Here is a 19,720-nt window from a genome sequence, read left to right as displayed (position 1 = left end):
TAATAACCTCTATGTTTGGTGGCTTTACCGGGTTTCAGTCCAAAGGATCCAATGACTTTGGCGAAAGGATGATTAACTCTGTGGCTACCCAGTCGCTGCGTCACCTGTTTAGCCGCAGCGATGCTGTGGAAGTGTCGGTGCGCTGCTCTCCCTCTAGCAAGCTTCTCCAGGGCACCATCGACAGCTTTCGGATGGAAGGGCGCGGCCTTGTCATTCGCAAAGAATTTGAGGCGGCCGAGATGATGTTTGAGACCGACACGGTGTCTATCGACGTCGGTTCAGCCATCAGCGGCAAAATTCGCCTGCGCCAGCCCACCCAGGCGGTAGCCCAAGTGACTTTAAACGAAGACGCCATCAACCGCTCCTTTGAGGCCGAGTTGGTGCGTCAGCACCTCGAAGGGGTCACCGATGAAGCGGTTACCTCCCTCTCGGGAGGCGACCCCGTCACCTTTCGAGATATCAACATCACGCTGCTGCCTGACCAGGCCGTCAAAATTACGGCCAAGACCGACTTGCCTAACCACAAGGATGTGCCCATTCAAATGTCGGCCCAGGTCACGGTCGAAAAGCGGCGGCGAATTATTTTCGCTAACGCAGAATTTTTGCCCGAGGGCGTTCCCGAAGCGCTGACATCCATCTCAGAGACCCTAACCAAAGGCTTTGCGGAAGTGCTTAACCGCATGGTCGATCTAGAGCGTTTTAACCTCGACGGAGTGCTGCTGCGGGTCAACCGCTTGGAAACTCAGGGCAAACAGCTAGTATTTAGCGGCTACGCCCAGATTGAGCATTTCCCCGGCACGATGTAAAGGTTCAGGGTTTTAGGTTTACGGTTCGAGGGGTGACCCTATACCCTGCACCTTGAACCTGAAACCCCGGTTGGCCAGTATCATAGTTGGGTTCTTGGGTTAGGACATCGGCGCTATGGGTAACTGGTTTACGGCGGGGGGCGTGGTCATGTGGCCGCTGCTGCTGTGTTCGTTGCTGACCCTCACCCTTGCCGTGGAGCGAGGCTGGTTTTGGCTACAAATTGGCCGTCAGCAGCGAGGTCTGGTGCCTCAGGCCCTCAGCACCTTTAGCCAAAACCCCCAGCGGGCGATCGCCAAGCTCAAGCAGCACCAGCAGCTACCCATTGCCCGCATCTTTTTATCCGCCCTCACCCTGGGCGACGCCACCCCCGAAGAATTTCGCCTCGCCCTAGAGAGCGCTGCCCAGGCTGAGTTGCCAGTGCTCAAGCGGTTTCAGACTCTGTTTGAAACGGTGGCGGGGGTTGCTCCGCTATTGGGACTGCTAGGTACCGTGCTGGGACTAATGCAAACGTTTTCGAACCTCCGCTTGGGTGAAACCAGTGGCCCTGCTGCCACAGGCGTCACCGCTGGGGTCAGCGAAGCTCTGGTTTCTACCGCCTCGGGTCTAGTAGTTGCCCTAGTAGCGCTACTACTAGCAAACCTGTTTCAAGGTTTGTATCGTCGTCAGCGATCGTTCATTTTAGAGGCCGGAGGCAAGCTGGAGATTCTCTATCGCCGTGCCCAACGCCAGGGGTTGATTAGCTCCAATGTCTACCTACCGGGGAGCCTGCCGTGAGGGGTGGTGGCTCTGGAATGACAGGCTCGCCCCAGCGGGCTTCAGTGATTGTGGTGGGAGCGGGGGCAGCGGGGTTGTTTGGGGCGATCGCCTGCGCCGAAGCCAACCCTGACCAGTCGATTCACATCTTTGAGGCGGGGCGCGAACCCCTGGCCAAGGTCAGAATCTCTGGCGGCGGGCGCTGCAACGTTACCCACGCCTGCTTTGAGCCGGCGGTGCTAGTCAACCACTATCCACGCGGCAGCAATGCCCTGCGCGGTCCCTTTAGCCGCTTTCAGCCCCAGGACACGGTGGCCTGGTTTGAGCAGCGGGGAGTGCGGCTCAAAACCGAGACCGATGGCCGCATGTTTCCGACCACCGACGACTCGGGCACCATCGTCGATTGCCTGCTGGGAGAAGCTCGGCGGCTGGGCATTCAGATTCATACCAGTCAGGCGATTGCCCAAATTCACCACGACGAGGCTGGGTTCTGGCTCACCACCCGTGCTGGAGCCGACTGGCACTGCGATCGCCTGCTGCTGGCTACGGGCAGCAGCCCTGGCGGCTATCGCCTAGCCCTCAAACTCGGCCACGACCTGGTGCCGCCCGTGCCCTCGCTATTCACCTTCAATGTTCCTGACCCGGCCCTGCACGACCTAGCTGGGGTTTCGGTAGAGACCGTGCAGCTTCAACTAGCCCTCCCCGAGTCCCTCACCCTAACTCAGAGCGGTCCGCTGCTGATCACCCACTGGGGCATCAGTGGCCCGGCAGTGCTCAAGCTCTCGGCCTACGGGGCGGTGGGGCTACACAGCCAGCGCTACCGAGCGACGCTGACCGTAAACTGGTTGCCAGCCCTTAAGCAAGACCAGGTGCGGCAAAAGCTAACCAGCCTCAAGCAAGAGCAGGGGAAACGGCAGGTCGCAGCGTTTTCGCCGTTTCCAGAACTGTCACGGCGGCTGTGGCAGTATTTGGTGCAGCACCGGGCGAAGTTGACGCAGCTAAACTGGGCTGACCTATCCAAGGGGCAGGTGCAAGTGCTGGTGACGGAGCTGACGTGGGGAGAATATGCGATCGCTGGCAAAGGCGTTTTCAAAGACGAATTTGTCACCTGTGGCGGCATTTCCCTGCCCGAGGTCAACTTCAAAACTCTGGAGAGCCGCCGCTGCCCAGGGCTGTACCTGGCGGGAGAAATTCTCAATGTTGACGGCATCACCGGTGGCTTCAACTTTCAAAATGCCTGGACTACGGGCTGGCTCGCTGGGCAAGCGATGGCAAAGACGGGCTGAGACTCTTTTGCCTTCGCCGAGTTCAGGCATGAAGCTATCTAAAAATCGCAGCCTGAGCTTTTGAAAGCTCGGACAGAAATCGTGGTAATCAAGCCTTTTGCCAGTATTTTCTCTCTCGAAGAAATTAGATGAGCTGTCTCTTATCTAACTGCACAAGGTTACTAAAGAGAAATTTGCTTCTATCACAAATTAGATTTGGGTTCAAAGCGCACCCAATCGCTACAAACCAGTAGTGGCTAAAGTGGTTCCCCAAGCTCAAATAATAGGGCTTTGCCTAGGGTTATTCAGCCCTAATTCGATGGGAAATACTATCAACGTTGTTTTTCACGGTCCCTTAGAAGTCGGCAATAGGCTAACCATTGGCGATGACGCTATCCTCTTTCGCTCAACGGTTGGAAATGACGTCACCATCGGCAATAAGGCGATTGTAGTCGATGTGACCTTAGCAGACGGCACTATAGTTCCACCGGGTAGTATTGTCACGAATCAGGAGCAAGCTGATGCTTTAGAGACGATGTAGCAGCCCCATCTTAGGCCTAGCAAATCTTGGCAAGATTACGGGCACAGCGATCGCGGCCCTGTTTCTATCTGTCGCACTCCTATACAGGCTGGGGAAGCGTAAGCCCTAGCCCACTAAGCAAAATTGACCCTTTGGTATAGAGCAGCATCACGGCTAGCAGCGATAATGACGTCAGAAAAAGAGCTGTTTGGCGCGATCGCTGCTGCCCCCACAAACTCTCAAAGAGCATTTATGGTGTACTCAAACAACCTCAACTTTCTCGATGAGCAAGACGTTCAAAGCTAGGTTGATGAGTCTAACCTTTAGCGGGTTGCTGCTTTTGACAGCGTGCAATGACCCTCAATCATCGGCTATTGACCAGCCCGACACCAATACCCTCAGCGAAACCAGTGAAACTTTGAGCAAAGATGTCAACAACCTACGCCGAGGCAGCGGAGAGCAAATCATCGCACTGGGCGATAGCATCACAGCAGGGTTCGGTATTGGTCCTGAGGCCGCCTTCCCAAACCTGCTCAGTCAGACCCTAGGCTTGCCCATTGTCAACCAGGGCAGAAGTGGCGACACTACGGAAGCAGCGCTAAATCGTTTACAGCAAGATGTTATAGAAGCTGATCCTTGGTTAGTCATTGTTGGGTTAGGCGGCAATGACTATCTCAGGCAAGTTCCACCCGCCCAAACCGAAGCAAACCTGCGACAAATTGTGACCCGCCTCCAACGGGCGGGGGCGATTGTAGTCATATTAGGTATGGATATCAGCCCCTTTAGTAGCAACTACGAAGGGTTATATCAGCGAGTAGCAAACGATACCCAGGCCCATCTCATTCCTGGGGTTTTAGAAGGCCTAAACGATCCGCGTTATCTATACGATCAGATTCATCCCAACCAGGCTGGACAACGGATCTTAGCAAATCGCATTGCTGAAGGATTGCAGCCGCTTTTGCAAGACGCGACACTGCCTCCCCATCTATCCAATCAGCGGCAGAATTAAAGCAATGGGTAACGACCAAGCCGTAAGGCCTAGCTGAACTTTTCACGTAATCTTAGTTCAAGGACAGTACTATCCTGTTCTAAATGCTGGCAGGTTCCCTCACTAATAGCGACGTCAGCTTTAAGCGCATCATTCTGTGGGGGCACTCCGCTAATGGACAGATATGTACCCTGATTGCAATGGCATTGGGTACGTATCCACGTTTAAATAAAGTATTCGTTGCCCAACCGTCCGCGCCCCTAATAAGAATCGACGCCGTGAAGACATTTTCTGAAGCTGTTGCCATTGGCAAAGCAACTACTGCTGAGGCCCTAGATATTTTCGACAGTCTTGAAACCGTCGCTGTCAGTGACATGATTGGCCCATGGCGAGGGTCAAGTTTTCCGACCGATCATCCCCTTGACGGGGCCCTCGAAGCCTATCACTGGCACGGCAAGCGGTTTGACACCCCAGAGCACGTTCATCCGCTGATCTTTAAAACCATGGATGGCAGCACAGCTAGCGTCAATCCACTTTGGACGTTGCCACTAGTTAGCTGGATTGATCGGCTGCCAATTCCAAAGTCAGAGGCGATGGGAAACATCTTTCAAGCTAGTCTTTTTTTGTTTTCTACCAATCAATCCTGTGCGCGGCTTCGCTCGGTCATCTACCGAGGTAAAGAGACTGCAACGATGATTTATGACAGCCTTCCGATCAACGATATCTTTCGCAAAGTGGATGACCGGACAGTGCTAGGCCTAATGGATTTGAAGGGTATGGAATGCCCGTTCTTCTTCGTGTTGCAGCGGGAGTAAACTGAGTCAAAGAATCTCTCACCTACCTTCGACCCGTGGGGTACAGCCAAAATTCTAGACCCTTACTCAGCAACGGCATCACGGGATAGGTCAACAAAGCAGAGACAAAAATCACCGAAATAAACAGGCCCAGCAGTGATGGCAGTCCGCTTAGCAGCGGCCCCAGCAGTCGATTGGCCAGCAAAATTAGCGGGTAAACCGCTAAGACACCGAGCACTACCTGCTTGTAGTAAGGCGGCGAGGGCAAGGTTGCTGTCGTGCCTAGGCGCGCATTGGGCAGCGTAAACCATAGCTCTAGACCGCTGGGGAGCTGCTGTTGCGATCGCGCCGCAATCAGCCCATAGGACTGATCCATCCAGGCGCGGTAGGTGGGCGATATCAACCAGCGGCGCAGGCGATCGTAACTCTCAAACTTGATAATTACTACGTACTCGGGGTGGGCATGGTCGCGGGGGCGAATAACCTCAACCCCTAAAAAGCCCTCGAACTGTCTAGCATCGCGGTTAATCCCCCTTGTCCAAGCCTCGTAGTCATCTACTTTGCTGGGTTCAACCAACTCTGAGATCACCAGAGTAACTGGGCCCGATTGCGGCTGAGGCTCTTCCATGGGGCGAGGTCGATCAGTCAAAGAAACCTCAAGAATACAGAAAGCCCAGGGTTTCCGCTATTCCCCGTCAAACCTGTCGTCGCTTCGGACAAACAACCGTCCACCAAGCTTTCAACACCGGTCTGCCGCGCAATTACGCTACATCAGTTCAAGGCTCAGTTCACTGGAGCGAACAGAACTTTCTCACGCGATCGAACTCAGGGTCTTGCCAGGAGTAGGCAAAGTGGCTCACCGAGGTAATTTCAGGATTCGATCGCCGCAGAGCTTCCATCTGAGTTTCTAAAGCTGGGCGATTATAGGTAGCCTGCCCCCAAATACCGGCTAATGCTGGGGTAACGGTAGGGGCCGTGCCGCTAGGAATCATCGTCTGCACTCGGCGTACCCCATCTAAAATGCAGCCCGTGTGGCCGCATACCGCATAGGCCATTGGGTGCCAGGTCATCCAGGTGGGAAAGCGCTCCCAATATTGCAGGCGCGAATCATAGCCGCCGGTACCCACCGTTTGGTTGCCCTCTGGGAAAAACACCGCTCCGGCTTCAATGCCGCTGCGCTGCACCTGCTCTCCAGCAACTTTCACAAAATCCACCACCCCTTGCACCGCGTGGGCCACACTCAACTGCCACAGCTCCGCATTTAGCTGGGGTCGCAGACTGGCCGGGGTAGGCGGCGCCTGGCCCGCTTGCAGCGGTGGGGATGGGGTGCGGCTCTGCCACAGCGGTTCGGCCTCGTTGGGATAGAGGTCGCGCACTTCTTGAATGTCGCGATCGACCAAGCTTCCTCGGCTGATGTAGCGGCGAATCAGTTCTTGCCCCTGCTGGTTCACCGCTCGACGAAACAGCGCATCTCGCGAGGCCTGACCGTAGATCCAGAGGTCGTCAACGCTGTCGGCTACGGAGTTGGCACCAACACCCCGAGGGTAGCGCACATAGTCAAATAACACGCCGTCGGGCTCTCGCCGCAGGATAGCCCCCAGCAGCCGGCTGTAATCAGCCTGGGCCTGAGAATTGTAGGGATCGACAAAGACTTCGTCGGGGTTGCTAGAGTCTCCCGCCTTGGCATAGGTATAGGTGGTTTGGCCGCGACCGTTGAGGGCCAGCACCTGCTCGCGATCGCTACGCAACCCGTAGGAATAGCCAAAATTAAGGGCAAATACCCAGGCATCGACTCGCAGTCCACGCTGGCGGCCTGTTTCAATCGATTCAGCCAGCAGGTCGCGGCGCTCGTAGCCGGGGGACTGCACCACCGAGGGCCACACGGTAGGATTGTCGCCCTGAGGTAGCAGCACCTGCCCCCCATAGAAGGCTTCTACGTAGACCTCGTTATAGCCAAGATTGACGATGCGATCGAATAGGGCATCGAGAATGCCGGGCTGCAGGTCGCAGGGGTAAAGGCGCACCCACACCGCCTGGCGCTGGGGCCAGGTGCGGCTGCGGCATTGGCGCAGATCCTCAGTGTGCTGGCGCACCATGGCCTCGTACTGCTGCTGGGCTGCACCGTCGCCCTCCAGGGCAGCTTTGCGCAAATTTTCTTTGGCTAGGGCAGCCTCTTGAGTCACTTGGCAATAGGCGTTGAGCGCCAGCGCTCGCTCCACACCGCTACCCGGCAGCAATCCCAAACTGGCCAATCCAGCGGCTAGGGCCAGGCTCGGCACCAGCAGTGGTTTAGTTAACCGCTGCAGCGAACTACGGAGCCTAGCTGTAAAAGAATGACTGGCCATAGGTGCGACGAAGAGGGAATTGTGCCGAGAGCTAAGGTAGCGTTTAAACCACAAAATGACCGTGGGGAGTAGTCAGTTTAGGCCCGTGCCCTCTGGGCACCCCAACGCCGGCCATAATACCGAAATTGGCTCAGCTTACCACTAGTTGTGGTAGACGGCCCAGGCAGAGACACTAGATTAGCTAACTCAGCAGAAGGCTTCTTGTCGGACTGCACGTCCTCTCCTCGCCCACAACACCTGAATGCCGAGGCAGCGGCCGTTTACTTTTCTTCCCCCGGAAACCGATCTTCCTCCAAGGGAAGCACCATTGAGGGGGAGAAAGTATCAAAATCGAAGTCGGGCAAGTTGGCTAACAGCGCCTGAAGCTTCATCCGCTGAATGTAGGGCCAGCCGCCGTTGATCTCAATATTCCTTAGCAGCGCGTAGAGATGCTGGCGGTTGTCGGGTAGCGCCTCATAAAAGAGCGTTTCGCAGATGTCGCGGTGGCACCGCTCTAGAAGCCGCAGCAGGGCCAGCAAATCGGTACTGTTGCCCTTGCGAACTAGGGCAGCCTGATCGATGAGGTCAGACAGCTGGCTCAAATCTTTGGGTAGACTGTCGCTGCGATCGCTGGGCGGGTAGTCAGTCATGGGTCTAGCTAGGGATTTTGTTAGATAGCTTAACGTTAGCGGTCGGGTCGTCAAAACCAACATCAGCACGGGTAAAGCTCTGATTTAGCCTTAACTCTGAAACCCTTAGCCCAACTGGGTTTACCCCAAGATACCAGCACCTCGACAGTACCGGCTCGATATTCTAGGAAAGAGTCCCAGAGCCATGTAGAATGCTTACTTGAGGCTTTACTGGCTGAGGGCAGGCCCAGCGTTGTTGCCGGGCTAGCGAGCAAAATTTAAGTTGTTCGCTATGGTTTCGTGCCAGGGCTAACTGGCCAGCGCCATAGCAGCCCAGAGCTGACGGCTGTCGCATTATTTGAGTAGTTTGACAGCGCCTTTTACATACTAAATTTTGAGGTAGACCATGAGGTATCGCGCCCTCTTAGTTGCGTTCTTGGCCATCTGCCTGAGTGTACTGACAGCCTGTAGCGAAGCGCCCAGTGCCACCAGTAGTGTGCCGCTAACCTATGACCAAATTCGTAACACTGGCCTGGCCAACAAGTGCCCCCAGCTTTCAGAAATGACCCGGGGCAGCATTGCCCTCGATAGTGGCAAAACCTATGAACTCGTAGGCATGTGCATTGAGCCCACCGCCTATTTTGTGAAGGAAGAAGCCTCCAAGCGCCAAGAGGCGACCTATGTGCCCGGTAAGGTGCTAACCCGCTACACCTCGAGCCTAGACCAGGTACGCGGCGATCTGACCGTAGATTCTGACGGTAGTCTGCTGTTCTCTGAGACCGGCGGCATGGACTTCCAAGCCATTACTGTTCAGCTTCCCGGTGGTCAGCAAGAGCCTTTCCTGTTTACCGTCAAGGGTTTGACTGCCAAGTCCCAACCGGGGCAAAGCGCTCTAAACAGCTCCATCGACTTTGAGGGTGACTATTCAGTGCCCTCCTACCGCACCTCTAACTTTCTCGACCCCAAGGGCCGCGGTCTGGCTACTGGCTATGACAGCGCCGTAGCGCTACCCGGCAGCGGCGACAGCGAAGAGTATGAGAAGGAAAATGTGAAATCCTTTGACGTCGGTCAGGGCCACATGTCCCTGCGGGTGTCTAAGATTGACAGCGCCACTGGCGAGATTGGCGGCACTTTTGAAGCAGAGCAGCCCTCTGATACCGACATGGGCACTGCTGAGCCGGTAGACATCAAGGTGCAGGGCGTTTTCTACGCTCGCCTTGAGGAAGTCTAAGCTTGTCTTAAGCTAAACCCCAACAATTCAAAAGCTGAGGAAGGAGTTATGCTCCTTCCTTTTTTATTGCCTTGTTTGTCCTCATACCTCCTCAATGCACATTCAGGGCGGGGTACAGCACCCCATAGAAGTTACCCACTGGATTGCTGAAGGTGCGGCCAAACAGTAGTGGACTGATAAAGCGTTTCTAGTCCTAGATCAAGCTCGGTGCCATTGAGGCGGGTACCTTAAGAGCTAGTTTTGTTGGGTCGAGAACCGCAGTTTGACCAAGGCGCACCCTCTCTATCACGAGTGCTAGCAGGTCAAAATAGGCCCAGGATTAGGCGATTTGCGGCGGTTGATGCGTCAGGCGTTTGACGATAGCAACTAAGACTGATCTAGATCACAGCCTCACCTTACTAACGTCACCTGGGGGAAGGGGGGCTATCACCATAGGCATCGGCCTTTCGAGGGATATTACTTATGTCGCTTGAAATTCCCCCGTTATGGCTGCCCCCACTCTTTCTACCCAAACCGAACTCCTCAATGGGGGCGATCGCGTCCAGACCAACCTGCGTCGTTTAGCTACCGCTGCCGCTGCCGTGGTCGCGCTCTCAGCCATGGCCGGTGGCGCATCGGGCAGCACCCCCGGTATTCCCAACGGCACCTATCTCTACGGCGAGTCGCCGGTTGCCGATACGGTAGGAGCCGTCTACTTTGTGTTTGAAGCTCAGGAAGGTCGCCTGAATGGGGCTCTCTATCAGCCCTCGTCGTCCTTTGACTGTGTGCGTGGCACGGTGGGCAACGGTGCCCTCGACCTGGTAATCACAGATGCCTACGACCAAAGCGAATTTAACTATTCGGTAGCGATGGTGGCCAATGCCAATATCGCCAGCAGCAGCGGTGGGGCCGGGGTAACTGAGCTAGAGGGCCTGCATGCGATCGCCACTCTCTCTGAGCTGGACCGGCAGCTGCTGGCTACCTGCGTCAACCAGTAGTCGGCAAACATAGCTGAAAAAAGCCGCTGCGAGTGACCGCAGCGGCTTCACTGTTAAATACCAAGGACAAACGCTCTAACTGACCAAATCAGAGGAGACTAGAGCCACTGGAGTCGCCTCACCCTCTGCCGCCAAATCGAGTGGAAAGTTGTGGGCATTGCGCTCGTGCATCACTTCCATCCCTAAGTTGGCCCGGTTGATCACATCGGCCCAGGTGCCAATCACTCGACCCTGGGCGTCGAGAATTGACTGGTTAAAGTTAAACCCGTTGAGGTTAAACGCCATGGTGCTAACGCCCAGAGCCGTAAACCAGATACCTACTACCGGCCAGGCGGCCATGAAGAAGTGCAGGCTGCGGCTGTTGGCATTTACCCCAAGCAGAATTTCATTGGTACGCCCTACTAGGCGGCCAAAGTAGCCGTGGGCAGCCACAATGTTGTAGGTCTCCTCTTCCTGGCCAAAGCGGTAGCCATAGTTTTGAGATTCGTTTTCGGTGGTTTCTCGCACTAGGGTAGAGGTCACCAGCGAGCCGTGCATGGCAGAGATTAGCGCCCCGCCAAATACCCCAGCGACCCCCAGCATGTGGAACGGATGCATCAAAATATTGTGCTCTGCCTGAAACACCAGCATGAAGTTGAAGGTGCCCGAAATGCCCAGAGGCATCCCATCCGAGAATGACCCTTGACCGATGGGGTAGATCAAAAATACGGCGGTTGCGGCAGCTACGGGGGCAGAATAAGCGACGCAGATCCAAGGGCGCATGCCCAGGCGGTAGCTCAACTCCCACTCACGGCCCATGTAGCAAAACACCCCAATCAAAAAGTGAAAAATTACTAGCTGGTAGGGGCCGCCGTTATACAGCCACTCGTCTAGGGAAGCGGCTTCCCAGATGGGGTAAAAATGTAGGCCGATGGCGTTAGAGGACGGCACTACAGCACCAGAAATGATGTTGTTGCCATAGAGCAAAGAACCCGCTACGGGCTCCCGAATGCCGTCAATATCCACAGGGGGAGCGGCAATAAAGGCAATCACAAAACAGGTGGTTGCAGCCAGCAGAGTAGGCAGCATCAGCACGCCAAACCAACCCACATACAGTCGGTTCTCGGTGCTGACGACCCAGTTGCAAAACTGCTCCCACAGACTGGCGCGTTCGCGCCGCTGCAAGGTAGTCGTCATAGTATTCAAAACGCAAAAAACAGCAAGAATGGCCCCAATCAAGCGTGCTACAGATTACGGCGCCTTCTGAAACAGAAGCACCTGCATCTAGCCTGAAATAACACTATTTGAGACGAGTTAGTCGGAAATCTTTTACTGACTAACTTGTTAGTTAGCTTAGCGTCCGCATTGGCTTGTGTCAACAATTAACTAACTTGTTAGTTAACAAAATTCTCTGGTAAGCTTGCTACTAAGGCCCGTGGTTGCACCCCAGTTTGGCGCTGTATGCTGGGTGGGTAGATTGGTGTAACCCCTGGATACTCTTGGCCACGAAAGTTAATCGAACTCCGCCCCGGCAAACCCGCGATGCCGAAGCCACGAAGGCTAAAATCTTAGATGCTGCGGAGGAAGAATTTGCCAAATTTGGCTTTAACGGGGCTAAAACCGAGGCGATTGCGGCCAAGACCGGCGTGACCAAAGCTATGATTTACTACCACTTTGGCAGCAAGGAAGAACTCTACAAAGCCGTCATCCAGCGCCCCGCCGAAGATTTCGTCAATGCCTTTGGCGATCTGGAGTTAGAGACCATGCCGCCTGAGGAAGCGGTAAAAACGGTGATCAAAGTGGCGATCGCCCACGAGATCAGCCATCCCCATTACGGTCGAGTGCTGCTGCACGAAGCGATGCAGAATCAGGGCCAATACTTTAAGCTAACCGGCTGGGTTAACCCAATCAATCGCGTGATCGCAGTGATAGAGCGAGGCATTCAAGCGGGCATCTTTCGCCCGGTAGACCCTTGGTTAGCGGTCAACCACACGATGGGAATTTGCACATTTTATTTCAACGCTCAGGCCAATATGCGCAACGTACAGCCCGAATTCGAATGGTTTACGCCAGAGGCGATTGAACGCTTTACTGAATCGGCGATCGCTATGGTGTTAGCCGGTTTAAAGGCCTAACTCAACTCAGCAAAACTCTAAAACACAAAGGGCGGCGAGGATTTCCTCGCTGCCCTTTGTCTCGTTGTCTAAACCCCTTACAGGTCAGACTTTAGTAGCGGTAGCCGCTGTTGGTAGCACCGGGCTTGTGCACGATGAAGCTAGCGATCTGGCACTGCTTGACGTTGTCAAAGCCCACCACGCGAATGTAGCAGTTGGAGTACTCAGAACGGCAGGCCTGCACTTCGCTCAGCACTTCTTGGGTAGAATTGGCGTTGAACAGGGGCAGCTTCCACATGGTCCAGTAATACTCCTCGGGGTTCGAGGCTTCGTTGAATTCCACAGCGGGGAAATAGCCCTGCTTGAGGATGTAGGCAATTTGCCGCTCGATCTGGGCATCGGTGAGCGGGGGTAGGTAGGACATCGTTTCAAAACGACGCTCTTTGGGCAGAGTTTTCATAGGTCCTCGTTAGGTTAACTAGGGTGCGATCGGCTGACGCCGTAAATTAAACAAATGAGCAACAGAGTTGAGACTAATCGCCTACTCAGGGGAGGGGTCAGCGTCAGCCGCAGATTCTTGCGGGACATCGGCGTCCTCAACAAATTCTGAATCGACGGTGTGTTCAGCATCTCCGAGCTGAGTAATGCGCTCTAAATGCTGACGGCGGTGTTCCATATTGGCCTGCTGGATACTGGTAACGACCATTTCCGGCAAAAACTCGCAGATACCCTCTGCAATGTGCTGCCGCACGGTCATCACTCGAATCGCCAGGTCTGCGCTCTCTTCCAGCAAGGTACTTAGGTAGGCTTCGCCATCCTGAAGCGCTTCTTTGGTCGAAAACGCATTGAGCCAATAGGCGCGGGCGGGGTTGGTTTCCTTGAGCTGGTTCAGCACTGTTTTCACAGCCTGAAACGTCAAGTAGCTAGTGAGCACCTTAGCGGTGTCTTTAGCCGTTTGCTTAAGGTCCATCGGTGTCTCTCAAACGATTGACGTAGACCCCACCATCGGGGCGGTTGGTAGCCCTGAATCTAAGCCCGAATAGTTTTCAGATTCGGTAACTTGTGCAGCATTCCCAAAGAATTTTGAGACTCTGCGAATCGGTGGCCTGCCAACGCGCCCTACGCCGCCCCACAGTAGGTACCGCAGTACCCACCTGTCATTTAGATGGTGTCAACGGTGTCGAACTCGAACTTGATTTCCTTCCACAGTTCGCAGGCGGCAGCCAGTTCGGGCGACCACTTGCAGGCTTCGCGGATGATGTCGCCACCTTCGCGGGCTAGGTCACGGCCTTCGTTACGGGCCTGAACGCAGGCTTCTAGAGCTACGCGGTTAGCGGTAGCACCCGGCGCATTACCCCAGGGGTGGCCCAGAGTACCACCACCAAACTGCAGCACGGAGTCGTCACCGAAGATTTCCACTAGCGCAGGCATGTGCCATACGTGGATACCACCGGAGGCCACAGCCATGACGCCGCCCATGGAAGCCCAGTCTTGGGTGAAGTAGATACCGCGAGACTTGTCTTGCTCGATGTAGTTTTCGCGCAGCAGGTCAACGAAGCCCAGAGTACCGGCACGATCGCCCTCCAGTTTGCCCACAACGGTACCGGTGTGGATGTGGTCACCACCAGACATGCGCAGACACTTGGCCAGCACGCGGAAGTGGATACCGTGGTTCTTTTGACGGTCGATCACAGCGTGCATGGCGCGGTGAATGTGCAGCAGCACGCCGTTGTCGCGGCACCAGTGAGCCAGGCTAGTGTTGGCGGTAAAACCACCCGTCAAGAAGTCGTGCATGATGATAGGCATGTCGAGTTCTTTGGCGTACTCGGCCCGCTTGATCATCTCTTCGCAGGTGGCGGCGGTGACGTTCAGGTAGTGACCCTTGATCTCGCCGGTTTCAGCTTGGGACTTGTGAATGGCGTCAGCCACAAACAAGAAGCGATCGCGCCAGCGCTGGAAGGGCTGGGAGTTGATGTTCTCGTCATCTTTGGTGAAGTCGAGACCACCGCGCAGGCACTCATACACGGCGCGGCCGTAGTTCTTCGCCGACAGACCCAGCTTGGGCTTAATGGTGCAGCCCAGCAGGGGACGACCATACTTGTTGAGGCGATCGCGCTCTACCTGAATACCGTGGGGAGGACCTTGGAAGGTCTTCAGATAGGCCACGGGAATGCGCAGGTCTTCGAGACGCAGGGCACGCAGGGCTTTGAAACCAAACACGTTGCCCACCAGGGAGGTCAGCAGGTTGGTGACCGAGCCTTCCTCAAACAGGTCGAGGGGGTAAGCCACGTAGCAGATGTACTGGTTGTCTTCACCGGGCACGGGCTCGATGTCGTAGCAGCGACCTTTGTACCGATCCATGTCGGTCAGTAGGTCGGTCCACACCGTAGTCCAGGTACCGGTGGAAGATTCAGCAGCCACAGCAGCAGCGCACTCTTCGGGCGGCACGCCGGGCTGGGGAGTCATCCGGAACGCCGCCAGGATGTCGGTATCCTTAGGCGTGTAATCCGGGGTGTAGTAGGTCAGTTTGTAGTCCTTAACCCCGGCGCTGTATCCAGCTTTTGATTGAGTCGTCGTCTGAGAGTAAGACATGTCTCCCTTCCTGTGAATCTAAGAAATCCCTCAAGCGAACCCCTGCAGCCCAGCCACACACAAACAAGCTTCCTCAGTTAAGGAAGCCTCTGCTCAGCCCAAGCCCCGGTCAGTCCACGCTAATTTGAGACGAGTAGAAATACCAAAGCACCCTCAAAGCCGGCCCTCAAAACGGCTAACCCTGCAAATGCTTTTAGTATTTTTAATTACCGTATGGTTAGCATACTATCAGCGATTGGATAAGTTTAATTTTGGAAGATCTGTATACATTCATAACTAAAAACTATGAATCCAGATGAACCAAGGTGTGGGTTTCTCAAGTTCTTTGAAGCAAGCCGTGTTCTAGTCCCCGACAGTGCTGGCAGGTAAAATTTCCCCAAAGACTCCGCTCTCTGAAATTGTCGATATACTGTAACGCTTGAGGTGCCCAAACCCTTGATAGTCATTCATTAGGGGCTATTGCACGCCACCGCAAACCGTGGGGAGAGATCATGTTAAGCCTGCTGGTTCTATCGTCGCTAACGCTGTCACCGGGAAGTTTTCATCAGCCATCCCTTACCCTTGGGGAAGCCGCTCCGCGTCTATCACCCCTCGCCCTTGACGCTCAGCGCGCTCCTGCCCCTGCGATCGCCCAGGCTCCCCTCACCAGCAACTATCGCGTCACCGCCCTACAGCCCGACTTTACTGGCGACCTCTGGGTCGGCTCCTGGGCAGGACTATCTCGCATCAACCCCGAGACCGGGCAAGTACTGCAACGCGTCAGAATGCCCAGCCGCACCCTAGAATCTCTAGCCCAAGATCGGGTCGGGCGGATCTGGGTGGGCACCTATGACGGCCTAGTACGGGTTGACCCGCGCACTAACGTCATTACCGCTCAAAATTTCACCCTGCCTTCTAACCGGGTGCTGTCAATGTTGATAGACAGCCGCGGCTTTCTCTGGGCCGGTACCGATCGCGGCCTAGTGATGATCAGCCCCGATCGCGGCCTGCTCATGACCACCGTGCAGCGCCTGCCGGGGGTCAGCGCCAACGCCCTCGCCCTCGACGGCAACAACAACCTCTGGGTTGGCACCCTCAGCGGCCTGGTACAGATCAATACGGCCAATGCGTTTCCAGTTCGCGAAGTCGGCGACCTGCCCGGCGGCGCAGTGCAGTCGCTCACCCTTGGCCCCGAGGGAAATCTTTGGGTTGGTACAGCCAGCAGCCTTTTGGTCGTAGACCCGGTGCGGTCTGAACTGGTGCGATCGGTGGGAACAATGCGCGATAAAAATGTGCAAACGGTCGAATTTGACCAGGCCGGCAATGTTTGGGTAGGCACCACCACAGGTCTATTTAAGATCAAGCCCGACAGTGGCGAATTGCTAGGCCAAGTGCCCTCCCTGCCCTCTGGGCGAATTCTTTCGCTGTCGCCCAACACAGGCAACAAGATCTGGGTGGGCACCAGCGAAGGACTGGGCTGGGTCAGCCTCACTACAGGAGACGGCAACCCTCACTGGGGCTTAGTGAGCCCTACCGTCGTCCAAACCCGCTAGTGAAGTAGAAGTCGCAATATTCGCAGGGTAGCGTCAGGCAGTGCTTAACCTTTATCAATCTCTGTGCCCCGTTGCACTCTGACGAACCGCTCACCTACCCAAAGCCATTCTGACAGGGCACTGTGTCTAAGGAATAGCGCTATAGGTAGGTCAAGCTTCATGGCTCACGGTTCAAGCTCAAGCTAGGGAAAGCTGATTAAATTTGACTGAGCCTGACGAAACTCTAGTGGCGACTAGCCAATCTAGGGTTGAGTAACCGCGTAAACGCGCACGGGAAACGTGCCAAAGCTCTGCACCTTAACAGGCACGGCATGGAGCTTAAAACCCGACTCGGGAAGACTTTCGAGGTTGCACATATGCTCAACGATGGGAATATCTGCACCCAGCAAGGTCGAATGCACAGGGCGGTGGCCATCGCTGGTGTCGTCAATATTGAGCGAGTCAATGCCCACCAATCGAGCGCCAGCGCCTTGGAGCCACTCTGCCGCTGCTGCGGTTAGAAAGGGATGCCCCTTGAAATACTGAGCTGTCCGCCAGTGCTGAGACCACCCGGTATGTACGAGTATGGCTTTGCCTTGAACCGCTACCCCTGCGAACAACTCTGGGCCGATCGCCCGTTGCGCTGGGTCAGCTCGGAACAATAGCCCGTCAATGTCGGCGATAGATTCTAGAGGCAGTTCTGATAAATCTTTGCCGTCAGCATAGCGATGAAAGGGCGAATCGATGTACGTGCCAGTGTTGGCCGCCATTTCGATTTTGCCAATGTGGAAAGTGGTGCCTTTGGCATAGTGGGCCTGCGAGGCTTCCCGGCTGAGAAAATCGCAAATGATGGGGCCAGGAATACCTTCGTAGGTAATCATGCCGTGCTCTACGGTATGGCTCAGATCGATCAGCATTCTCTTTTCTTTAGCAACGGCTATACCAGAATGCTAAACCGGGAGAGCCCTTACCTAACAGCCTCTAGGCCCCAAAGTTGGCCTCAAAGGCGAGTTTCTAGGTATTGCCCAATCATAATCTGTTCTCCAGCGCGGGAAATAACCGTTTGGCGGGTGCGGTAGCGCTGGCCGATCAACCGCAGCTCCTCCTCAAAAGAGGAGTCGTTGTACTGGGTTTTGAGTACCAGGGTGCGGCTATCGGTGAAGTGGTACTGAGCGGTGACAGGGTTAGAGGTGGCAAAGCCGCGATCGCGATACAAGGTCGTTCCTCGCACCCCAAAGATGGTGCTGCCCGCCACAGGCTTTTTGCCGGTACCCAGATACTCACTCTCCCAGGTAACGGTGGTGCCGCAGATCAATGGCTTTTGAGGGTCGAGCTGGTGCAAATCGGCGAGCTCCAAGAGCTGGTCTGCACCAGCTTCTAGAAACTCGATCGTGATTTGGCTCACTACTTCCTGAGTTTCGCCGCTTTTGAGGGTGTAGTAGCGACGCTCCGATCGCCAGTCTCCGGCAGTTTCTTGAAAAAAGGCTTGCACCAACGGTTCGGCTAAAAGACGGGCAACATCAGTGGAGAGGGGCATAGTTAGCCATCCAAAGAAAGGACACGGAGTAGCAAAAGTCAATCCATAGAAGTAGGATTGTTAAACTTCTTAACCTTAGTTTTTATCATAATGAGCGGGCAGGCATCCGACAATGACCCTAGTGGGTGATTTTACCCAGCTTGCCGCCCATCCTACGCAGTCTCGTGGGAGATTCTGTAAGCATTAATACTTAACGCTAGGGAATCCTAAGAGTGGGGCTAGAGGCGGTTGATGAGAGCCTCGCAAACCCTGTTACCGTAGGAGGTAACGCACCTCCTTTAGGGCTAACGCAATGGATTTAGCCGACATCACCTACTTTTTCGACTGCTGCATTGGCCAATGGTCGATCGAGCGCACCTACCACTACCTCGCCCAGCAAGAAATAGAGCGATCGCACACCGACTTTCGCGTCGATGCCATCACCCCTGAGCTGCGGCGCAAGGTGCTGACCGATAACGGCTACGACTCAGTCGACAACATCGATCAGCTGCCCGGCTTTCAACTGGCCTTTCACACCATCTCCGACAAAGGTGAAGAGGTCTCCCAGGAGCTGCGAGCCCTGTTTGTGCCCAAGCAGCAGTCGGGGACCGTGCTAGCGGGAGACTATCTGCGCGATCGCGCCTACGAAGAAGACCGCCCGATCATCTCCACCTTCACCTACGACCAGAGCAACCGCGAACTGCTCATGACCACCCCCTATACCCGCGTGGTCTCAGTCGACTCCATTCTGCTAGTCAACCCCAACATGCGCATTCGCCGCATCCTCAATTACCATCGCCCTGCTCAGGGAGAGGCGCTGGATAGCCTGGCACTGGTCGGGTTTGGTGTGGAGCAGAAGGTGGATGGGTAGGAGAGTAGATGGGTGGATGGGTGGATGGGTGAGAGAGGGTGAATGTTGCTCACAGGTTGATTGGCAGAAGAGGGGTTTAAACCGATGATCGGTTAGTCCTTTCCGTGGGGTGAAGGGCGGCGGAACGCCTTTCTCGTAGGCCAAGGACGCGCGGAGCCGGGGGTCTGGGGCCAGCGAAATGGCCCCGGCAGCGGATCTGGCTTCAGCTCAGAGTGTGCGCCGCAACACCCAAGCCCCTAGCAGTCAGACTCTAGAGGGTGCATTGCTTCGCGAATGCACCCTACGGTGTTCAACTCTATTTAACTAACGGTTTTACAAAATCAAATTTGTCATATCTGAGCAGCCTGTGAAATAATGAAAGACTGTGTATTATTTCTGCCAGCCCTATTTTCAGGTAAACCGTCATGGCTAAAGGCGTCCGCCTCGTCATCACCCTAGAGTGCACCGAGTGCCGAACCAACCCGGATAAGCGCTCCAACGGTGTATCTCGTTACACCACCCAAAAAAACCGTCGTAACACGACCAACCGCATCGAACTCAAAAAGTTCTGCACTCACTGCAACAAGCACTCTATCCACAAAGAAATCAAGTAACTAGCACCCATGGCCTATTTTCGTCGTCGAGTATCTCCAATCAAGCCCGAAGACCCGATCGACTACAAAGATGTCGATCTGCTTCGTAAGTTCATCACCGAGCGCGGCAAAATTTTGCCCCGCCGCATCACTGGCTTGACCGCTAAACAACAGCGGGCACTCACCACAGCTATCAAGCGGGCGCGGATTATCGCCCTGCTGCCCTATGTGAATGGGGAAGGCTAGGCTAGGCTAGGGATGGCGATCGCTAGGGTGT

General features: G+C 55.1%; 22 protein-coding genes. 13 read left to right on the top strand and 9 right to left on the bottom strand.

Annotated elements, in window-relative coordinates; translation table 11 throughout:
* Positions 1–68 precede the first annotated feature (68 nt).
* From H6F75_RS04415 to H6F75_RS04390, 6 genes are all read left to right on the top strand, one after another.
* A complete protein-coding gene (locus tag H6F75_RS04415; protein ID WP_242019663.1) occupies positions 69–806 on the top strand; it encodes a DUF2993 domain-containing protein in 738 nt (245 codons plus the stop codon).
* Positions 807–921: 115 nt separating this feature from the next.
* Positions 922–1,581 (top strand): MotA/TolQ/ExbB proton channel family protein, encoded by a 660-nt coding sequence (locus tag H6F75_RS04410; RefSeq protein WP_190749569.1) that lies wholly within the window; start codon positions 922–924, stop codon positions 1,579–1,581.
* Between the two features lie 17 nt (positions 1,582–1,598).
* On the top strand, positions 1,599–2,846 hold the full coding sequence (locus H6F75_RS04405) for an NAD(P)/FAD-dependent oxidoreductase (RefSeq protein ID WP_190749567.1): 1,248 nt from the start codon (positions 1,599–1,601) through the stop codon (positions 2,844–2,846).
* A gap of 298 nt (positions 2,847–3,144) precedes the next feature.
* Entirely contained in the window at positions 3,145–3,366 is a 222-nt protein-coding gene (locus tag H6F75_RS04400; protein ID WP_190749565.1) for a hypothetical protein, read from the top strand.
* A gap of 289 nt (positions 3,367–3,655) precedes the next feature.
* The gene (locus tag H6F75_RS04395) at positions 3,656–4,354 is read left to right on the top strand and encodes a GDSL-type esterase/lipase family protein (protein WP_190749563.1); all 699 of its coding nucleotides are present in this window, start codon (positions 3,656–3,658) and stop codon (positions 4,352–4,354) included.
* A 179-nt stretch (positions 4,355–4,533) separates the two neighbouring features.
* The gene (locus tag H6F75_RS04390; protein ID WP_190749724.1) at positions 4,534–5,148 is read left to right on the top strand and encodes a DUF4334 domain-containing protein; all 615 of its coding nucleotides are present in this window, start codon (positions 4,534–4,536) and stop codon (positions 5,146–5,148) included.
* A 22-nt stretch (positions 5,149–5,170) separates the two neighbouring features.
* Here the strand turns inward: H6F75_RS04390 and H6F75_RS04385 are convergent, their stop codons facing one another.
* The 3 genes from H6F75_RS04385 to H6F75_RS04375 all read right to left on the bottom strand — a co-directional run bounded on the left by H6F75_RS04385 (position 5,171) and on the right by H6F75_RS04375 (position 8,101).
* The gene (locus H6F75_RS04385; RefSeq protein WP_242019661.1) at positions 5,171–5,776 is read right to left on the bottom strand and encodes an antibiotic biosynthesis monooxygenase; all 606 of its coding nucleotides are present in this window, start codon (positions 5,774–5,776) and stop codon (positions 5,171–5,173) included.
* Positions 5,777–5,915: 139 nt separating this feature from the next.
* Positions 5,916–7,472: a hypothetical protein gene (locus H6F75_RS04380; protein ID WP_190749561.1), complete on the bottom strand. Its 1,557-nt coding sequence runs from the start codon at positions 7,470–7,472 to the stop codon at positions 5,916–5,918.
* A gap of 260 nt (positions 7,473–7,732) precedes the next feature.
* Positions 7,733–8,101 carry a hypothetical protein gene (locus H6F75_RS04375; protein ID WP_242019657.1) on the bottom strand — a complete coding sequence of 123 codons (369 nt, stop codon included), beginning with the start codon at positions 8,099–8,101 and terminating at the stop codon, positions 7,733–7,735.
* 385 nt (positions 8,102–8,486) lie between these two features.
* Between H6F75_RS04375 and H6F75_RS04370 the strand changes: the two genes are divergently transcribed.
* Complete coding sequence (locus H6F75_RS04370) at positions 8,487–9,311, top strand: photosystem II manganese-stabilizing polypeptide (RefSeq protein ID WP_190749558.1); 825 nt, start codon at positions 8,487–8,489, stop codon at positions 9,309–9,311.
* A 485-nt stretch (positions 9,312–9,796) separates the two neighbouring features.
* Positions 9,797–10,288 (top strand): hypothetical protein, encoded by a 492-nt coding sequence (locus H6F75_RS04365; protein WP_190749556.1) that lies wholly within the window; start codon positions 9,797–9,799, stop codon positions 10,286–10,288.
* 75 nt (positions 10,289–10,363) lie between these two features.
* Here H6F75_RS04365 and psbA read toward each other — a convergent pair whose 3' ends face one another.
* Entirely contained in the window at positions 10,364–11,464 is a 1,101-nt protein-coding gene (psbA, locus tag H6F75_RS04360; protein WP_190749554.1) for a photosystem II q(b) protein, read from the bottom strand.
* Positions 11,465–11,766: 302 nt separating this feature from the next.
* Here psbA and H6F75_RS04355 point away from each other — a divergent pair, with 302 nt between their 5' ends.
* Positions 11,767–12,402 carry a TetR/AcrR family transcriptional regulator gene (locus tag H6F75_RS04355; protein WP_199303731.1) on the top strand — a complete coding sequence of 212 codons (636 nt, stop codon included), beginning with the start codon at positions 11,767–11,769 and terminating at the stop codon, positions 12,400–12,402.
* A 91-nt stretch (positions 12,403–12,493) separates the two neighbouring features.
* On the opposite strand, the gene H6F75_RS04350 is transcribed toward H6F75_RS04355, so the two are convergent.
* The 3 genes from H6F75_RS04350 to H6F75_RS04340 form a co-directional block, all read right to left on the bottom strand.
* The gene (locus H6F75_RS04350) at positions 12,494–12,841 is read right to left on the bottom strand and encodes a ribulose bisphosphate carboxylase small subunit (protein ID WP_190749552.1); all 348 of its coding nucleotides are present in this window, start codon (positions 12,839–12,841) and stop codon (positions 12,494–12,496) included.
* A gap of 81 nt (positions 12,842–12,922) precedes the next feature.
* Complete coding sequence (locus H6F75_RS04345; RefSeq protein ID WP_190749549.1) at positions 12,923–13,351, bottom strand: chaperonin family protein RbcX; 429 nt, start codon at positions 13,349–13,351, stop codon at positions 12,923–12,925.
* A gap of 191 nt (positions 13,352–13,542) precedes the next feature.
* Positions 13,543–14,973, bottom strand: a complete 1,431-nt coding sequence (locus tag H6F75_RS04340) for a form I ribulose bisphosphate carboxylase large subunit (protein WP_026072509.1) — start codon at positions 14,971–14,973, stop codon at positions 13,543–13,545.
* A gap of 491 nt (positions 14,974–15,464) precedes the next feature.
* Here H6F75_RS04340 and H6F75_RS04335 point away from each other — a divergent pair, with 491 nt between their 5' ends.
* Positions 15,465–16,505, top strand: a complete 1,041-nt coding sequence (locus H6F75_RS04335) for a two-component regulator propeller domain-containing protein (protein WP_242019652.1) — start codon at positions 15,465–15,467, stop codon at positions 16,503–16,505.
* Positions 16,506–16,747: 242 nt separating this feature from the next.
* Here the strand turns inward: H6F75_RS04335 and H6F75_RS04330 are convergent, their stop codons facing one another.
* Positions 16,748–17,401, bottom strand: a complete 654-nt coding sequence (locus H6F75_RS04330) for a cyclase family protein (protein ID WP_190749547.1) — start codon at positions 17,399–17,401, stop codon at positions 16,748–16,750.
* Positions 17,402–17,484: 83 nt separating this feature from the next.
* Entirely contained in the window at positions 17,485–18,021 is a 537-nt protein-coding gene (locus tag H6F75_RS04325; protein ID WP_190749545.1) for a phycobiliprotein lyase, read from the bottom strand.
* A gap of 292 nt (positions 18,022–18,313) precedes the next feature.
* On the opposite strand from H6F75_RS04325, the gene H6F75_RS04320 reads away from it, so the two are divergent.
* The 3 genes from H6F75_RS04320 (at position 18,314) to rpsR (ending at position 19,689) form a co-directional block, all read left to right on the top strand.
* Positions 18,314–18,871 (top strand): phycobiliprotein lyase, encoded by a 558-nt coding sequence (locus H6F75_RS04320; RefSeq protein ID WP_190749543.1) that lies wholly within the window; start codon positions 18,314–18,316, stop codon positions 18,869–18,871.
* Between the two features lie 404 nt (positions 18,872–19,275).
* On the top strand, positions 19,276–19,464 hold the full coding sequence (gene rpmG / locus H6F75_RS04315) for a 50S ribosomal protein L33 (protein ID WP_190625605.1): 189 nt from the start codon (positions 19,276–19,278) through the stop codon (positions 19,462–19,464).
* A 9-nt stretch (positions 19,465–19,473) separates the two neighbouring features.
* Positions 19,474–19,689, top strand: coding sequence for a 30S ribosomal protein S18 (gene rpsR / locus H6F75_RS04310; protein ID WP_073610307.1), 216 nt, complete (start codon positions 19,474–19,476; stop codon positions 19,687–19,689).
* The last annotated feature ends 31 nt before the right edge of the window (positions 19,690–19,720 follow it).

Origin of the sequence: Nodosilinea sp. FACHB-131, assembly GCF_014695395.1 — a bacterium.
Taxonomy (GTDB): domain Bacteria; phylum Cyanobacteriota; class Cyanobacteriia; order Phormidesmidales; family Phormidesmidaceae; genus Nodosilinea.
This window is presented reverse-complemented; position numbering and strand designations above follow the sequence as displayed.

What these genes read in the sequence shown, in the direction of transcription:
- rpmG (WP_190625605.1), top strand. Translation starts at nt 19,276, where the DNA reads ATGGCTAAAGGCGTCCGCCTCGTCATCACCCTAGAGTGCACCGAGTGC.
- rpsR (WP_073610307.1), top strand. Translation starts at nt 19,474, where the DNA reads ATGGCCTATTTTCGTCGTCGAGTATCTCCAATCAAGCCCGAAGACCCG.
- H6F75_RS04390 (WP_190749724.1), top strand. Translation starts at nt 4,534, where the DNA reads ATGGCATTGGGTACGTATCCACGTTTAAATAAAGTATTCGTTGCCCAA.
- H6F75_RS04410 (WP_190749569.1), top strand. Translation starts at nt 922, where the DNA reads ATGGGTAACTGGTTTACGGCGGGGGGCGTGGTCATGTGGCCGCTGCTG.
- H6F75_RS04405 (WP_190749567.1), top strand. Translation starts at nt 1,599, where the DNA reads ATGACAGGCTCGCCCCAGCGGGCTTCAGTGATTGTGGTGGGAGCGGGG.
- H6F75_RS04335 (WP_242019652.1), top strand. Translation starts at nt 15,465, where the DNA reads ATGTTAAGCCTGCTGGTTCTATCGTCGCTAACGCTGTCACCGGGAAGT.
- H6F75_RS04330 (WP_190749547.1), bottom strand. Translation starts at nt 17,401, where the DNA reads ATGCTGATCGATCTGAGCCATACCGTAGAGCACGGCATGATTACCTAC.
- H6F75_RS04400 (WP_190749565.1), top strand. Translation starts at nt 3,145, where the DNA reads ATGGGAAATACTATCAACGTTGTTTTTCACGGTCCCTTAGAAGTCGGC.
- H6F75_RS04380 (WP_190749561.1), bottom strand. Translation starts at nt 7,472, where the DNA reads ATGGCCAGTCATTCTTTTACAGCTAGGCTCCGTAGTTCGCTGCAGCGG.
- psbA (WP_190749554.1), bottom strand. Translation starts at nt 11,464, where the DNA reads ATGACGACTACCTTGCAGCGGCGCGAACGCGCCAGTCTGTGGGAGCAG.
- H6F75_RS04415 (WP_242019663.1), top strand. Translation starts at nt 69, where the DNA reads ATGATTAACTCTGTGGCTACCCAGTCGCTGCGTCACCTGTTTAGCCGC.
- H6F75_RS04340 (WP_026072509.1), bottom strand. Translation starts at nt 14,973, where the DNA reads ATGTCTTACTCTCAGACGACGACTCAATCAAAAGCTGGATACAGCGCC.
- H6F75_RS04395 (WP_190749563.1), top strand. Translation starts at nt 3,656, where the DNA reads ATGAGTCTAACCTTTAGCGGGTTGCTGCTTTTGACAGCGTGCAATGAC.
- H6F75_RS04320 (WP_190749543.1), top strand. Translation starts at nt 18,314, where the DNA reads ATGGATTTAGCCGACATCACCTACTTTTTCGACTGCTGCATTGGCCAA.
- H6F75_RS04375 (WP_242019657.1), bottom strand. Translation starts at nt 8,101, where the DNA reads ATGACTGACTACCCGCCCAGCGATCGCAGCGACAGTCTACCCAAAGAT.
- H6F75_RS04325 (WP_190749545.1), bottom strand. Translation starts at nt 18,021, where the DNA reads ATGCCCCTCTCCACTGATGTTGCCCGTCTTTTAGCCGAACCGTTGGTG.
- H6F75_RS04370 (WP_190749558.1), top strand. Translation starts at nt 8,487, where the DNA reads ATGAGGTATCGCGCCCTCTTAGTTGCGTTCTTGGCCATCTGCCTGAGT.
- H6F75_RS04345 (WP_190749549.1), bottom strand. Translation starts at nt 13,351, where the DNA reads ATGGACCTTAAGCAAACGGCTAAAGACACCGCTAAGGTGCTCACTAGC.
- H6F75_RS04350 (WP_190749552.1), bottom strand. Translation starts at nt 12,841, where the DNA reads ATGAAAACTCTGCCCAAAGAGCGTCGTTTTGAAACGATGTCCTACCTA.
- H6F75_RS04365 (WP_190749556.1), top strand. Translation starts at nt 9,797, where the DNA reads ATGGCTGCCCCCACTCTTTCTACCCAAACCGAACTCCTCAATGGGGGC.